This is a genomic window from Paenibacillus sp. FSL H8-0122 (assembly GCF_038005345.1).
Taxonomy (GTDB): Bacteria; Bacillota; Bacilli; order Paenibacillales; family Paenibacillaceae; genus Paenibacillus_AQ.
The window spans coordinates 3,789,574-3,804,629 of sequence record NZ_JBBOTB010000001.1 but is presented as its reverse complement, the minus strand read 5'-3'; the positions used below and the strand labels follow the sequence as shown (position 1 = coordinate 3,804,629).

11 protein-coding genes are annotated in these 15,056 nt (G+C 55.4%); all 11 read left to right on the top strand.

The features are described 5' to 3' along the window. The first annotated feature begins 4 nt into the window (after positions 1-4). The 11 genes from NSS64_RS16655 (at position 5) to NSS64_RS16605 (ending at position 14,978) form a co-directional block, all read left to right on the top strand. Entirely contained in the window at positions 5-970 is a 966-nt protein-coding gene (locus NSS64_RS16655) for a carbohydrate ABC transporter permease (protein WP_340992350.1), read from the top strand. Further along, a complete protein-coding gene (locus NSS64_RS16650) occupies positions 967-1,848 on the top strand; it encodes a carbohydrate ABC transporter permease (RefSeq protein WP_036724919.1) in 882 nt (293 codons plus the stop codon). The genes NSS64_RS16655 and NSS64_RS16650 overlap by 4 nt, the downstream gene beginning before the upstream one ends. Before the next feature lie 18 nt (positions 1,849-1,866). After that, positions 1,867-3,327, top strand: a complete 1,461-nt coding sequence (locus NSS64_RS16645; RefSeq protein ID WP_341140844.1) for a hypothetical protein — start codon at positions 1,867-1,869, stop codon at positions 3,325-3,327. Beyond that, positions 3,324-3,950, top strand: a complete 627-nt coding sequence (locus NSS64_RS16640; RefSeq protein ID WP_036724916.1) for a YIP1 family protein — start codon at positions 3,324-3,326, stop codon at positions 3,948-3,950. Before NSS64_RS16645 ends, NSS64_RS16640 begins: the two co-directional genes overlap by 4 nt. Before the next feature lie 14 nt (positions 3,951-3,964). After that, positions 3,965-6,529: a DUF5696 domain-containing protein gene (locus NSS64_RS16635; protein ID WP_341140843.1), complete on the top strand. Its 2,565-nt coding sequence runs from the start codon at positions 3,965-3,967 to the stop codon at positions 6,527-6,529. After that, positions 6,526-7,431, top strand: coding sequence for a carbohydrate ABC transporter permease (locus tag NSS64_RS16630; protein ID WP_340992353.1), 906 nt, complete (start codon positions 6,526-6,528; stop codon positions 7,429-7,431). The genes NSS64_RS16635 and NSS64_RS16630 overlap by 4 nt, the downstream gene beginning before the upstream one ends. A gap of 16 nt (positions 7,432-7,447) precedes the next feature. Continuing rightward, a complete protein-coding gene (locus NSS64_RS16625) occupies positions 7,448-8,395 on the top strand; it encodes a carbohydrate ABC transporter permease (protein ID WP_340941730.1) in 948 nt (315 codons plus the stop codon). 19 nt (positions 8,396-8,414) lie between these two features. Then, entirely contained in the window at positions 8,415-9,665 is a 1,251-nt protein-coding gene (locus tag NSS64_RS16620; RefSeq protein WP_341140842.1) for an endo-1,4-beta-xylanase, read from the top strand. Positions 9,666-9,901: 236 nt separating this feature from the next. Beyond that, a complete protein-coding gene (locus tag NSS64_RS16615; RefSeq protein ID WP_341142827.1) occupies positions 9,902-11,575 on the top strand; it encodes an extracellular solute-binding protein in 1,674 nt (557 codons plus the stop codon). A gap of 33 nt (positions 11,576-11,608) precedes the next feature. Next, a complete protein-coding gene (locus NSS64_RS16610) occupies positions 11,609-13,366 on the top strand; it encodes a sensor histidine kinase (RefSeq protein WP_340992355.1) in 1,758 nt (585 codons plus the stop codon). Then, positions 13,344-14,978, top strand: coding sequence for a response regulator (locus tag NSS64_RS16605; protein ID WP_341140841.1), 1,635 nt, complete (start codon positions 13,344-13,346; stop codon positions 14,976-14,978). Before NSS64_RS16610 ends, NSS64_RS16605 begins: the two co-directional genes overlap by 23 nt. Positions 14,979-15,056 lie beyond the last annotated feature (78 nt).

Here is a 15,056-nt window from a genome sequence, read left to right as displayed (position 1 = left end):
GCTGATGGTACAAATACACAATACCACTGAACCAGCCTTGCAAGGGCTGGCTGGCGGTCCGCTCAAGGAATCCCGCCTGGCGCAATTATGGAAAGATATCAAGAAGAGCAAGCATTATTATTTCATGATGAGTCCCTATATGATCATCTTCTTCCTGTTCACGGTGATCCCGGTGGTCGTCTCCTTCGGGCTGAGCTTCTTCTACTTCAATATGCTGGAGACGCCGAGATTCATAGGCTGGGAGAACTATTCCAGGCTGCTGCTGGGCGATGATGTGTTCATGATCGCGCTGAAGAACACCTTTCTGTTCGCTGTCATCACAGGACCGTTAAGCTATATCGCATGCTTCCTGTTCGCCTGGCTGATCAATGAGCTGTCGCCCTTTGTCCGGGCGCTGATGACACTGGTCTTCTATGCGCCCTCGATCTCGGGCAATGTATTCTTCATCTGGCTGATTGTCTTCTCGGGGGACAGCTATGGCTACCTCAACGGCTTCCTGATGAAGATCGGGGTGCTGCTGGAGCCGATTCAATGGCTGCAGAATGAGAAGTATATTCTCGCCATTGTCATTATCGTCCAGCTCTGGCTGAGTCTCGGCACAAGCTTCCTGGCGTTCATCGCCGGACTTCAGACCGTGGACCAGACGCTGTTCGAGGCGGGGGCGATGGACGGGATCAGGAACCGCTGGCAGGAGCTGTGGTTCATTACCCTGCCGTCCATGCGTCCGCAGCTGATGTTCGGTGCAGTCATGCAGATTACCGCCTCCTTCGCGGTGGCCGAGGTCTCTATTGCGCTTGCGGGCTTCCCGAGCGTTAACTATGCGGGACATACGGTGGTAACCCATCTGATGGATTACGGGACATTGCGCTTTGAGATGGGCTATGCCTCTGCGATTGCCACCATTCTCTTCGCGATTATGCTCGGAACCAATATGATGACCCAGAAGCTGCTTCGAAAGGTGGGTGAATGACCCTGTATTCAAGAGTGATAGGGGCCCTTCGCCCTCAAAAAAGACTGAACCGTTCCTTTGCTGTCAGCTTTATGCTCTTCGGCCTGCTGCTGGGCTTCGGCGCATTCATGGTTCTTCCGCTGATCTACACGGTGAACAATGCCTTCAAGCCGCTGGATGAGCTGTTCATCTTCCCGCCGAGATTCCTGGTGCGGAACCCGACGCTGGAGAACTTCACCGATCTGATGGTGATCATGGGCAATTCCTGGGTGCCGTTCACCAGATACATTGCGAATACACTGCTGATCACCCTGGTAGGAACCGCAGGACATATCCTGCTGGCGTCAGCAGCGGCGTATCCGCTGGCCAAGTTCAAATTTCCGGGCTCCAGCATTCTGTTCAAAATTGTAGTGCTGTCCCTGATGTTCTCGCCGCATGTTACGGCGATCCCCAACTATCTGGTCATGTCGCAGCTGGGGTGGATCAATACCCAGGCGGCGATTATCGTGCCGTCACTGGCCTTTTCACTAGGTTTGTTCCTGATGAAGCAGTTCATGGAGCAGATCCCGGATGCGCTGATTGAGGCGGCCAAAATCGACGGTGCGAACGAGTACCGCGTGTTCTGGCAAATCGTAATGCCGAATGTGAAGCCGGCCTGGCTGACGCTGATGATCCTGCAATTTCCAGCACTGTGGGGCACAGATGGAGGAAGCTTCATCTACAGTGAGAACCTGAAGACGCTTCACTACGCGCTCAGCCAGGTCATCCAGGGCGGGATTGCGCGTGCCGGGGTCGGAGCGGCCGTCGCTCTGCTGCTGATGACCGTGCCGATTCTGTTGTTCATTATTTCACAGAGCAGTGTCATCCAGACGATGGCCACATCCGGTATGAAAGAGTAGAGAGGAGGAACGGTGACAATGGTCGCAAGGATAAAGAAACTGAGAACCGGTCTGCTGGCCTTGTGCTGCCTGGTCAGTCTGGGGCTTGGCGGAGAGCAGGCCCTGGCAGAGAGCGCAGCCCCTTCCTACAATTATTCATACTGGGGGAATGCGGTGGCGGCTCCGTCCGCCTACCAGGCTACTACGCTCATCACGGGTGCCAGCTCCGGTGCGGGTCCCTTCAACAATCCGCAGGATATTCAGGTTACAGAGGATAAGCAGATCTATGTTCTGGATAGCGGCAATAACCGGTTTGTGATTCTGGATCAGGATTACAAATCCGTCAAGACGGTAGACGCGTTCCAGTTCAAGGGGAAGGCGGAGAAGTTCAACAATCCGCAGGGCATCTATGTGACGCAGCAGAAGGAAGTGTATGTCGCGGATACGGGCAATAAGCGTATCGTCCATCTCGACAGCGACTTCAAGGCTGTGGGGATCATTGAAGCCCCGAAGTCCGAGCTATTGCAGGCGAACTTTGAATTTCAGCCTGTCCGTGTTGCTGTAGACAAGGCGGACCGCATCTATGTGATGTCGGCCGGCGTCTTCGACGGATTCATGGAATTCGGGGCGGATGGTGTGTTCAAATCGTTCATTGGCGCGAACCGGGTGCATGTCGATGCGGTGGAGTATTTCTGGAAATCGATCTCGACCAAGGCGCAGCGCGAGCAGATGGTGATGTATACGCCAACCGAGTTCACGAATCTGGACATTAATGATGAAGGCTTTCTGTACGCTACCAACGGTGACGATTACGGGGACCCGATCAAGAAGCTGAACGCGCAGGGGGCAGATATTCTGCGGAGAGAGGGCTATTACAAGCCCAGCGGTGATCTGCTCTACTCCACGCGCTCAGGGGGTGCCCCGCGGCTCGTGGATATCGATGTGAGCGACAGTGAAATATACGCGGTGCTGGATGCCAGCCGGGGCCGGGTGTTCACGTACAACGGGGACGGCTATCTGCTGTACATTTTCGGCGGAATCGGTAACCGTCTGGGCGAATTCAACACTCCGGTTGCCATTGAGCACAGCGGTGACGATATTCTGGTGCTGGATCAGGCGCTGGGTGAAATCACGGTATTTCAGACCACAGAGTATGGAAGAACGCTGAACAGTGCCGTGCGCAGCTACTATAACGGTGATGAGGAGATGGCCTCTCAGCAGTTCAGCAAGGTCGTCAACCTGAATGCGAATATGGAGTATGCCTATGCGGGCATAGGCAAGGCTTATCTGCGGCAGGGCGAGTACAAGGAGTCGGCGGAGTATTTCGAGCGCAGCATGGACCGGACCAACTATTCCAAAGCGTTCCTGCTCTACCGTAAGGAAGTGCTTCGCGGACATTTCTCCACCATTATGACGGCTCTGATCGCGCTGGTGGCCCTATGGCTGGGCCTGAGAATGTACAGGAAAATGAAGGCCAGAAAGAAGGTGGAGCTCCATTGAACAGAGAAGCGCTGCAACATCCGCTGTATGTGATGGTTCATCCGTTCAACGGATACTGGGACCTCAAATATGAACGCAGTCAAAAAACCAGTCTGATCATCTCCTTCGGCATTCTCTTTATGCTGATTCTGACGAATGTTCTGGGCAATCAATATAGCGGGTTCCTGGTCAATATGAATAATCCGCGGTATCTGAACAGCCTGCTGGAAGCGGTCTATGTGCTGGTTCCTGTTCTGTTCTGGTGTGTGGCGAACTGGTCGCTTACCACGCTGATGGACGGGGAGGGGAAGTTCACGGAGATTTTTATTACCACCTGCTTCGCCCTGGTTCCGATTGTCCTGATTAATTTCCCCTGGATCTGGATCAGCAATTTCATTTCGGCCCAGGAGAGCTCTTTTTATTATTTTTTCAAAAACTTTGCCATCCTCTGGTCGGGACTGCTGCTGTATGTGGGCATTATGACCGTTCATCAGTTCTCCCCGTCCAAAACGATCGGGACGATTCTGCTGACGCTGCTCGCTATGGCCTTCATGGCTTTCCTGACCCTGCTGTTCTTCAGTCTGGTTCAGCAGATGATTGCATTCGTCTCGACCATATACCAAGAAATTGTCTTGAGGAGATAGGAGGAGGACCGGGAATGAGGAAGCCGTTAATCATGCTGCTCTCGATTCTCTTCAGTATGAGTGTGCTGGCCGGCTGTTCGGCGTCAAGCTCAGGCAGCCAGGCCAGCGGGCATGAACCGAATCTTGAAGTGTCCTTTACGGAAGGGAGCGCGCTGAAATCTGCCTTCACCGATAGTGGGGTGAGCGGCATGACAGGGGTGCTCGAGAACGCGCAGCTCCGGCTGTTCATGGATGAAGCTACCGGAGGGATTGCCGTCAAGAATCTGTCGGACGGGACGCTCTGGTACAGCAACCCGCTGGACCGTGAAGCGGATGCCAAGGCCAGCGGGGATAATAAAGACCTGCTGTCCGCGCAGCTCAAGCTGGATTTCTATAACAACCTGGGTCAAGTCAGCTCTGTCAATTCATATACGGACAGCGTGGCCCATAAGCAAATGAAGCTGGAACTGACGCCGGAGGGCGTCAAGGTCTTCTACCAGTTCGGAACGACCGCCGCAACGGCGGAGGATCTGCCGATGAAGATGGGCAAGGAGCGGTTCGAGGAGAAGATCATGAGCAAGATGGATAAGACCGGGCAGCGGACGATGAAAATTGCCTACACCTTCGATGAGGAGAACGGGGTATATACGCGAAACGATGAAGCGCTGAAGGGGCTTCAGCTGGAGCGGACTCTGAAGGGCTTCGAGAAGGCGGGGTACACAGAGGAAGATCTGCAGCAGGACATCGCCGAGAACAACCTCAGCCAGACCAAGCCTGCGCCGCGTATTTTCCAGCTCGCCATTGAATACGCCCTGGACGGGGATCAGCTGGTCGTCAAGGTTCCGGCAGCGGATATCCGCTATCCTGCGGATTATCCAGTGAATGACATCTCCCTGCTGAGCTTCCTGGGTGCCGGGGGGAGCAAGGATTCGGGGTCCATCCTGGTGCCGGACGGCTCAGGAGCGCTGATTCATTTCAATAACGGCAAGACCCGTTATCCCGCATACAAGCAGGCGGTATATGGTGTGGACGGGACGATGGAGACCACAGATGCCTATGCGCAGCAGCAGGAGGTCAAGCTGCCGGTGTTCGGCCTGATCCGGGAGGAAGGTGCAATGCTGGGCATTATTGAACAAGGCGCGTCCTTGGCTACCATCAACGCGGATACCAGCGGCAGATTGAACGGATACAACTACGTGTATCCGAGCTTCACCCTGATTGCCAAGGGGGATCTTACCCTGACGTCAAGCGATCAGAACCGCACCCTGCCGAAATTCCAGCAGGAGCCGCCTAAGACAGATTATGTCGTCCGTTACGCGTTCTTGAGCGGAGCAGAGGCCTCTTATCCGGGCATGGCGCGTTATTACCAGAGCTATCTGGCGGAGCATGGCGGACTGCCTGAGGCGCAGCCGGCCGCTTCCGCAGAAGCTCCTGTGAATACGCCGTTTTATCTGGAGCTGGTAGGCGGAATCACGAAGACCAAGCATGTCCTGGGTATTCCGTATCAATCGCTGGAGGCATTGACCACCTTCGAAGAGGCCCAGAGCATTCTGGAGCAGATGAAGCAGCGCGGCATTGATCATATCAAGCTGAAATATGCCGGCTGGTTCAACCGGGGCCTCGATCACAAGGTGCCGGACCGGCTGTCTGTGGATCAGGCGGTCGGCGGCAGCAAGGGATTGAACCGGCTGGCTGCATACGCCAAAGAGCAAGACATTCAGCTCTTCCCTGATGTGGCTCTGCTCCGGGCGAACCAGACCTCCGGCTTCCGGATTAATCAGAAGGCTTCCCGGATGCTCAGTGAGATTCCGGCAGCTGTCTATCCGTACAATATGGCCTTGAACCGGCGGGACCGTTCCTTCACCCCGGCCTACATTATTTCGCCAAGCAGGGTCGGCGGATATGTCGATGCCACACTGAAGGAGATTGCGCCGTTTCAGACCGGGGGCATCTCGCTCAGGGATATGGCCGATCAATTGAACAGCGATTTCCGTAAAAATCAAGAAATTGACCGGTCTGCATCCGAGCAGATATCGGTCCAATCGCTGGAGAAGATCACCGGACAGTCCTTGCGCATTCTCGCGGATGGCGGGAATGCCTACGCCCTCCCGTATCTCTCTGACATTACGGATGCTCCGGTGTCCAGCAGCCGGTTCAAGCTGGAGGATGAGGAGATTCCGTTCTATCCGATGGTGGTGCGGGGATATGTGAATTACACCGGCAAGCCTTTTAACCTGTCCACGTTCACCAATCCAAGGCAGTATATCCTGAAGAGTCTGGAGTACGGCTCCGGTCTCTATTATGAATGGATGTATGCGCCTAATTACAAGGTGAAGGATACCGACTTCGATAACCTGTATGCGGTCAATTACGAGCAGTGGATCAACCAGGCGGCTGATATGTACACGGAAGTGAACACAGTGATGAAGAACGTTCAGAATCAGCGGCTGACGGGTCATGAGAAGCTGGCAGACGGTGTCTATAAAAGCACTTACGGTAACGGGATGTCTGTCATCGTCAACTACAATAAGACCGCAGTCCTTGCCGAAGGCCGGACGGTTGAGGCCGAAAGCTATATTACGGGTGGTGAGCAATCTTGAAATCCATACTTAGACTGGACCGCAGATCCTACAATGAGCAAAAGGCATTAATGGGCTTCTTCTATGTACTGCCCTGGCTGCTGGGGTTCATCTTCTTCTTCCTGATTCCGTTGTTGTCTTCGCTGCGCTACAGCTTAAGCTCGGTGCAGGCCAACTCCGACGGACTGATTGTTCATTTCAGCGGCTTCCAGAATTACGTTGAAGCGCTGACGGTGAATACCGAATTCAACCGCTCGCTGGCCGATGCCATATTGAATATGGTCATCAATGTGCCGCTGATCGTGATCTTCAGCCTGTTCCTGGCGGTGCTGCTGAATCAGAAATTCATTGGCAGATCGCTGGCCCGCTCGATCTTCTTCCTGCCCGTCATTCTGGCCTCCGGGGTCATTCTGAGTCTGGAGAGCACCAGCCTGATTCAGGCGGTTAACGATCAGAATGCCGGAGCGGGAGCGATTCAGGGACTGGGTACCTTCGAGCTGGAGGGGCTGATGCTGGATGCGGGCTTAAGCGAATGGGTAGTGAACTATCTGACCAGCGCCGTGAGCCGCATCTATAGTATTGTGAGCCAGTCCGGCGTACAGATTCTGATTTTCCTGGCCGGCATCCAGACCATCTCGCCGCAGCTGTATGAGGCGTCCAAGATGGAAGGGGCAACCGGCTATGAGGCCTTCTGGAAAATCACTTTTCCGATGGTCAGCCCGCTCATTCTGGTGAATTCTATCTATACGATTATCGATTCCTTCTCGAATAACGCCATGACGGACCTGATCCGGGAGACCGGCTTCACCCAGTTCAACTTCGGTCTAAGCTCTGCGATGGCCTGGCTGTATTTCGCCGCAGTGGCCTTAATTCTGGCTGTCAGCAGCTATCTGATCTCGAAGAAGGTCTTCTACTATGATTAAAGGGAGGATGGGACAAATGCATGCGACCCGCTTACTGTCGCTCGAACGCTGGAAGAAATGGATATGGTCCTTCGTGCGGCTGACGCTCATTGCAGGCCTGTCGTTCGTGATCCTCTATCCGGTACTCCAGAAGATATCCACGGCCTTCAAGGCCAAGAGCGATCTGTATTCACCGATTGTCGTCTGGCTTCCCGAGAATTATACGCTCGACAATTTCGTCAAAGCGATTGGAATTATGGATTACTGGCAGGCCTTGCTGAATACCTTCACCCTGTCGGCGACGACTACAATCTTGACCGCCATCTCCTGCGCGCTTGCAGGGTATGGCTTCGCCCGGCTGAAGTTCAAAGGGAGCCAGCTGCTGTTCGCCGGGGTCATATTGACGATCCTGGTTCCGCCGATCACGATTCTGATTCCGGTCTACCTGAATTTGAAGGATTTCAGCCTGATGGGGCTGATTCCGCTCCTGACCGGCAAATCGGTGAATCTGCTCAACACCTACTGGCCGTTTATTCTAACCTCTGCTACGGCGAATTCGCTGAAGGCGGGGCTGTACATTTTTATCTTCCGGCAGTTCTTCCGGGGGATTCCCAAAGAGGTGGAGGAAGCGGCTTATATCGACGGGGCCGGGGTAGGCAAGACCTTCTACCGGATTATGCTGCCTAACGCGATACCATCCATTGTTACGGTACTGCTCTTCTCGTTTGTGTGGCAATGGAACGACAGCTTCTTCACCACGACTTATCTGACCTCCAGCAAGGTGATGGCGACCCAGCTCGGCTCGCTGCCGTATAATCTGGCGATTCTGCTGGAGGACGGGGCCAATTCCAAGGCTGATCCGTTCTACCTCAGCATGGTCCAGGATACAGGGATTCTGCTGGCGATCCTGCCGCTGATCATTATCTACCTGTTCGTGCAGCGGTATTTCGTGGAGAGTATTGAGCGTACCGGGATTGTGGGATAACCGTAGAAGGAGGATAACTGTGCGCCAAAATAACAGAACAAGCACTCCGGCCAGACTGGCCCGGAGTATAGTCTTCGCAGCCGCGCTTCTAGGGTTATCCGGCTGCTCCACTTCGGGCGGGGATGCAGCTCCGGCTGCTTCCCCGCCAGGGAATGTAGCGTCCTCCCCGGCAGCCTCACCCGCCGGGACTCCGGCTGCTGCCCTTGCAGCTTCGCCTGAAGCTGCGGCGGAAGCTCCGGTGCAGCAGGAGGCTCCGCCGCTGGCGGCAGCCTATGCGGATTACTTCCCCATAGGCGCTGCGGTGGAGCCGGACCAGACAGAGGGGGCCACGGCAGAGCTGCTGAAGCGGCATGTGAACTGGCTCGTGGCCGAGAATGCCATGAAGCCGGATGCAATTGCACCGGCTGAGGGCACCTTCACCTGGGAACGGGCCGACCGGATCGTCGCCTTCGCGAAGGCGAACGGCATGGGGCTGCGCTTCCACACCCTGGTGTGGCACAGCCAGACGCCGGAGTGGTTCTTCCGGGATGAAGCCGGCCGGGCGATGGCGGATGAGACCGATGCGGCGAGGCGCGAAGCGAACAAGAAGCTGCTGCTGAAGCGTCTGGACGGCTATGTCACTGCCGTGGTCGGCAGGTATAAGGAGGACATCTCCTCCTGGGATGTAGTGAATGAGGTGATTGAGCCGAATGACCCGGACGGCATGCGGGCGAGCGACTGGTACAAGATCACCGGCACCGGCTTCATCGAGACAGCCTTCCGTGCTGCCCGCAAGGCTGGAGGACCGGAGCTAAAGCTGTACATCAATGATTACGGCACAGACAACCCGGAGAAGCGGGACCGGCTCTACGAGCTGGTGAAGGACATGCTGGCGAAGGGAGTGCCGATTGACGGGGTTGGCCACCAGACCCATATTAATCTGGAGTATCCTTCGGTGGAGAGCATTATCGAGTCCATGGAGAAGTTCCATGCTCTGGGCCTGGATAATCAGATCACCGAGCTGGATATGAGCCTGTATGTCTATAACGATCTCAGTGATGTCGGACCCGTGGTTCCCGAAGACATCCTGCAGCGGCAGGCCGCGCGGTACGGCGAGCTATTCGCTGCGTTAAGAGACCGGAAGGAGCTGCTAAGCGGGGTCATGTTCTGGGGCATTGCGGATGATCATACCTGGCTGAGCACATTCCCGGCCGAGCGGACCGAGGCCCCGATGCTGTTCGACAGGCAGCATCAGCCGAAACCGGCCTTCCGGGCGGTCACCGATTTCTAAAAATATAAGAATTTATATGTTGCACACGATAACTTATCCTTCTATTTCCCGCTGAAACGGTACCGTCCTTTAAAAGGACGGCAATGCCGTTTCCACTTGATTGGTAAAGAACGGGTAAGCCAAACAAGAATTGCACCTTACAATTTCATTATTTTTGCCGGGATAATATAATATTCCGGTATTCATAATCTTGCAAAGTGAGGTTGCAACTGGTGCCCAAAACAATCAAGAACACGATGGCCTGGACTGTCACAGCATGCATGGCCGTACAACTGTTGACCGCTTGTGAGAGGAGCGATAGCCTTGCGGAGCGTTCTCCGGTCCCTGAGGGACAGCCGGGGAGCGCTTCGTTATATGAAGAGCCGGGTCTAAGCAAATATGATCCGCCCATCCAGCTGTCGTTCGTACGTGAGAACAACGATGCGCTGGAAGAAATACTGAAGGAATTGCCGGGAGAGTCGCTGGAGCATAACCGCTGGACCGAGCTGTATGAAGAGGTGCTCGGCATTAGGGTCACCTATGATTGGACGGAGTGGAGCTCCATCTACTCCCGCAAGCTGGGGGTATCTCTGGCCTCCGGGGATATCCCTGATATTGTGCGGGTGAATGCTTCGCAGCTCAGGGTGCTGAGCAATGCAGGGCTGATCCAGGACCTGAGTGAAGTCTATGACAAGTATGCAACCCCGTTAACCCGCAAGGTGCTGAGTGAGGAAGGAACGGGTCCGTTTGAGACGGTTACCCTTGACGGCAAGCTTATGGCGATCCCGGAGACCAATTCGTCCATTGAGGGCGCGATGTTCCTGTGGATTCGGACGGACTGGCTGGAGCGGCTCGGCCTGCAGCCGCCGCAGACGATGGCAGAGGTGCTTGCTATTTCGAAAGCGTTTACGCAGCAAGATCCTGACGGTAACGGCAAGCATGATACCTATGGCCTTGCGGCAACCAAATATCTGTGGGACCCGGTCATGGGACTTACCGGGTTCATGGCCGGTTATGGTGCGTATCCCGGAATCTGGATTAAGGACAAGACCGGCAAGCTGGTCTATGGAGGGATCCAGCCGGAGGTCAAGCATGCCCTGCAGGTGCTTCAGGAATTGTACCGGACGGGGCAGATTGACAGGGAGTTCGCCTTCAAGGACGGGGTCAAGGCCAGCGACTGGATTGAGCATGAGCAGGTCGGCATGATGTACGGGGAGCAGTGGGGCTCCTTCCTCGCGCAGTCCAGCCGTGAGCATAATCCGCAGGCCGAGTGGCAAGCCTTCCCGCTGGTCTCGGAGTCGGGGGCCGCGCCGAAGGTGCCGCTTCCGTTCAGCACTAACCAGTTCCTGGCGGTCAAGCAAGGCGTCCAGCATCCAGAGGCGCTGATTAAGCTGATTAACCTGCATCTGGAGAAGAATTGGGGGGCTACGAGTGAGGTGGAGCGGTACTATAACGCTCCGCAGGCGGTGTGGAAGCTGTCGCCGGTGACACCGTTTCCGGTGCAGAAGAACCTGGAGGCCTTCCGGGAGCTGGAGACCTTCCGGCGCACCGGCGATGCCTCCGTGCTTCAGGATGAAGCGAAGACGATCCAGAAGCGGATTGCCGCTTACGAGGCCGGAGGTGCGGACAGCGAGACAGGCTGGGGCTGGGAGCGGACGTATGGGCCTTCGGGTGCTTTTTCTATCCTGGACGGGTATGAACGTAAATCTCAGCTGCTCTATGAGAGCTTCGTCGGCGCACCTACAGAGACGATGATCGAGAAGCAGAATATTCTAAATAATCTTCAGATTGATGCCTTTCTTGATATCATTCAGGGCAGACCGCTCAGCGAGTTCGATAATTTCGTGGCACAGTGGAACAAGCTGGGCGGCGAGCAGATTACGGCTGAGGTTAACGACTGGTATGCAGAGAAGGGCGGGAGCGGCAAATGATCGGACATGAGCAGAGGAGTGGAGGCGGTGCAAGTGCTTAAGTTTCCTGCGGTGTCGATGCGCCACACTATTTTTATCCGGATGGTTGTCACTTATCTCGCTATTATTCTGCCGATTCTGCTGCTTGGACTCTACCTCTACAACTGGAGCTACAGGAATGCAAGCCAGGACCTGTCCAGAGCGACCCTGTCGCAGCTAACCTATTATCTGGAGGACCTGAACCGCGAGGTGGAGTGGATGGAGATCCAGCAGTATGATCTTGCCCAGGATACCGAGCTGAACAAGATTGCCGTGACCTGGAATTACATGGACGATGTTCAAAAGCGGGAGAGCCTGAACTACATCACGCAGCGGCTCACCTCCCTGAAGAACAGCAGCGCCTACATCGGCGATGTGTTCGTTCATATCCGTACCATTAACAAAACGCTGTCCGCGATGAACGGCATCGATGATTTTGACAGCAGCAAGTTCAATTTCTTCCGGTCCGTCGATCTCAGAAAAGAAGGCCGGCTGATCAACTGGAACAACTTCCTGGAGCTAAGCGTTACGCAATCCAGCGGCAGGAGGAATGAGCCTCCGCTGTTCATCGTTCAGATCGAGCTGGACAACGAGAAGCTGAAGGATTCGCTCCGGGCGATCAACGCGTACGAGGAGAGCGGCTCGCTGCTGGTCTCGCGGCTGACGGATTATGCGCTCGGTACAGAGAACAGCTCCCCGGAGCTGATTGAGAGCTATCACCGGGCGATCGATGAGGGGAATCTGTACAACTGGGAGCTGGACGGAATACGGTATCATATTGACAGCTTCACCTCGGACAAGCTGGGGATGGCTGTGGCCACCTATTTGCCGGAGAAGGCGGTCAAGCGGCCGCTGACCAAGTTCGTGGTCTGGGCCTGGCTGTTCGCGGCGGCGTCCTTCCTGGCGGTGCTGATCTATTCCTACGCCACCTATAAGTTCGTCCAGAAGCCGCTGCTTGTGCTGATCCGCAGCTTCAAGCGGATGGAGAGCGGCTCGCTTGATATTCAGATTGACCATGGCCGCAAGGATGAATTCGGCTATCTGTATCTCCGGTTCAACCAGATGCTCAGCCGGCTGCGGATGCTGATTGACCAGGATTACACCCAGAAGCTTATGATGCAGCGGGCGGAGCTGAAGCAGCTCCAGTCACAGATCAACCCGCATTTCCTCTATAACAGCTTCTTCATTCTCAGCGCCCTGGCGAAGCAGGGGGACAGCTCCCGGATTGAGGAATTCTCCGGCATGCTGGGCGAATATTTCCGGTTCATCACCCGTAACGGAGAGGATAATGTCCGGCTTGCGGAGGAGACGCGCCATTCCCGGATGTATACGGAGATCCAGAAGATGCGCTTCTCCAGGCGCATTCAGGTGCAGTTCGATGACCTGCCGGAAGCGATGGAGGAGCTGCGGGTTCCGCGTCTGATTCTCCAGCCGATAATCGAGAATGCCTATGAGCATTGTCTGGAGAAGCAGGCGGAGGATGGGGAGCTGCGGGTTTCTTTTGAACAGGAGGAACGGGAGATTCGCATTATTGTTGAGGATAACGGAAGCGGGCTGACCGATGAACGGATCGAGACCCTGAGAAGGCGGCTGAATCAGAACGGCGGAACGCATGAAGTCACCGGCATGAGCAATATCCACCGGCGTATCCAATTAATCTACGGGGAAGGCAGCGGCCTGTTCCTGGACAGAAGCATGTTAAGCGGCCTCCGGGTCGAGATCCGGATTAGGCTGACGGGAGGTGAAGGTCTTGTACAGACTATTGATCGTTGATGATGAAGAGATAATAACAGACGGCTTATACGAGGCGTTCAACCAGCTGCTTCCGGACAAGCTTGATGTCTACAAGGTCTATTCGGCCAAAGCGGCCCTGGAGTGGCTCTCGCGCACCCGGATCGATATTGTGCTGACCGATATCCGCATGCCCGGCATGAGCGGGCTGGAGATGTCTGAGCAGATCCGGGAGTTCTGGCCCCGGTCACGGATTGTGTTCCTGACCGGCTACAGCGAATTCGATTATGCCTATAGTGCGCTGCAGCTTCCCGGGGCACGTTATCTGCTGAAGACCGAGGGCTTCGACAAGATTATTGAGACGGTGCAGGAGGTGCTGCAGGAGATTGAGCAGGGCAATATGCTGAGCGAGCTTCTGGAGCAGTCCAGGGAGCAGCGCGATTCCATGGAGACGGCGGCGCAGGGCGATTATCTCCGCCATTTGCTTCAGGACAGCCAGGCCTTATGTGCGGATACGGATGCGTTACGTGCAGACTTCAGCAAGCTGGGTATCAGCCTTAAGGCTGATACCCCGGTCATGCTCGTTCTTGGACGGCTTACCTACCCGGAGGGCATCTCTTACATGGACCGGCGTGAGCTTCTGACCACTTCCCGGCTGATCTGGAATTCCCATCTGGCGGAGATGACCCGGCAAGCCTGGATGCTTGACAGGCACGGGGATCTCCTGTGGCTGCTGCAGCCTCTGCATAATGCCGGGGCTGCCTTCGGCTTGAATTTCGCGCGTTATCTGGAGGGAACGCTGGAGATGATTCAGGAATCCTGCCGGCAGACGCTGGGCCTGCCGGTTGCTTTTACAGTAAGCGGCTCGGCCTGTGCCTGGACGGAGATTGGCCGCCATTACGAGCGGCTTCACCGTCTGCAGCAGATGAAGATCGGGGACGGCATCTCCATGGTACAGATTGACCGCAGCGGTCCGCCGGAGCCTGACGCAGTCCGTGAGACTGGGGTCCGGCTCCACCAGCGGGTGGAGAATCTTGCGGCCCATCTGGATGCCGGACGGCGGGAGCGGTTCGCTGAGACGCTGGAGGAGATCCGGGAAGGCATTCATTCGGGCGTCTCCGTGGAAGAAGCCGCCGAGCTGTATTATACAGTTGCCCTTGTGCTGCTGTCCCATATGAACCGCTCGGAGCTCTACAGCCTTGTCAATGAATATGGCAAGCTGATGCGGCTGGATGAGCATTCGTCCCTGGGGGAGGGCATCTATTATCTGGAGAGGCTGGCCTCAGATCTCTTCGAGCGGAGAAGCACAGCCGAGAAGGAACGCTCCTCGGAGGTTATTGAACGGATCTGCGATTATATCCATAGCCATTTGGGCGAAGACCTGTCTCTGGTGCGGCTGGCCGAGCTGCATTATTTCAATCCGTCGTACCTGTCCCGCTTCTTCAAGCAGGAGCAGGGCATTAACCTGTCTGAGTACATTGATCAATGCCGGGCTGTAAAAGCGAAGGAGCTGCTGGGAAATGAAACGCTCAAGATCCGCGATGTAGCGCTGTATGTCGGTTATGAGGCCCACCATTCCTTCACCCGGTTCTTCAAAAAAATGACGGGAATGACCCCCCAGGAATACAGGGAGTCTCTGCATGTAAATTTATAATCTGAGTCTATCAACTATAATTTGTAAGTCTATCAACTATAATTACACAGGTTTCAGCCCGTCTCCCCGCAGAGTACA

Coding starts and splice junctions, on each gene's coding strand:
- NSS64_RS16655 (WP_340992350.1), top strand. CDS start 5: ATGGTACAAATACACAATACCACTGAACCAGCCTTGCAAGGGCTGGCT.
- NSS64_RS16650 (WP_036724919.1), top strand. CDS start 967: ATGACCCTGTATTCAAGAGTGATAGGGGCCCTTCGCCCTCAAAAAAGA.
- NSS64_RS16645 (WP_341140844.1), top strand. CDS start 1,867: ATGGTCGCAAGGATAAAGAAACTGAGAACCGGTCTGCTGGCCTTGTGC.
- NSS64_RS16635 (WP_341140843.1), top strand. CDS start 3,965: ATGAGGAAGCCGTTAATCATGCTGCTCTCGATTCTCTTCAGTATGAGT.
- NSS64_RS16625 (WP_340941730.1), top strand. CDS start 7,448: ATGCATGCGACCCGCTTACTGTCGCTCGAACGCTGGAAGAAATGGATA.
- NSS64_RS16615 (WP_341142827.1), top strand. CDS start 9,902: ATGGCCTGGACTGTCACAGCATGCATGGCCGTACAACTGTTGACCGCT.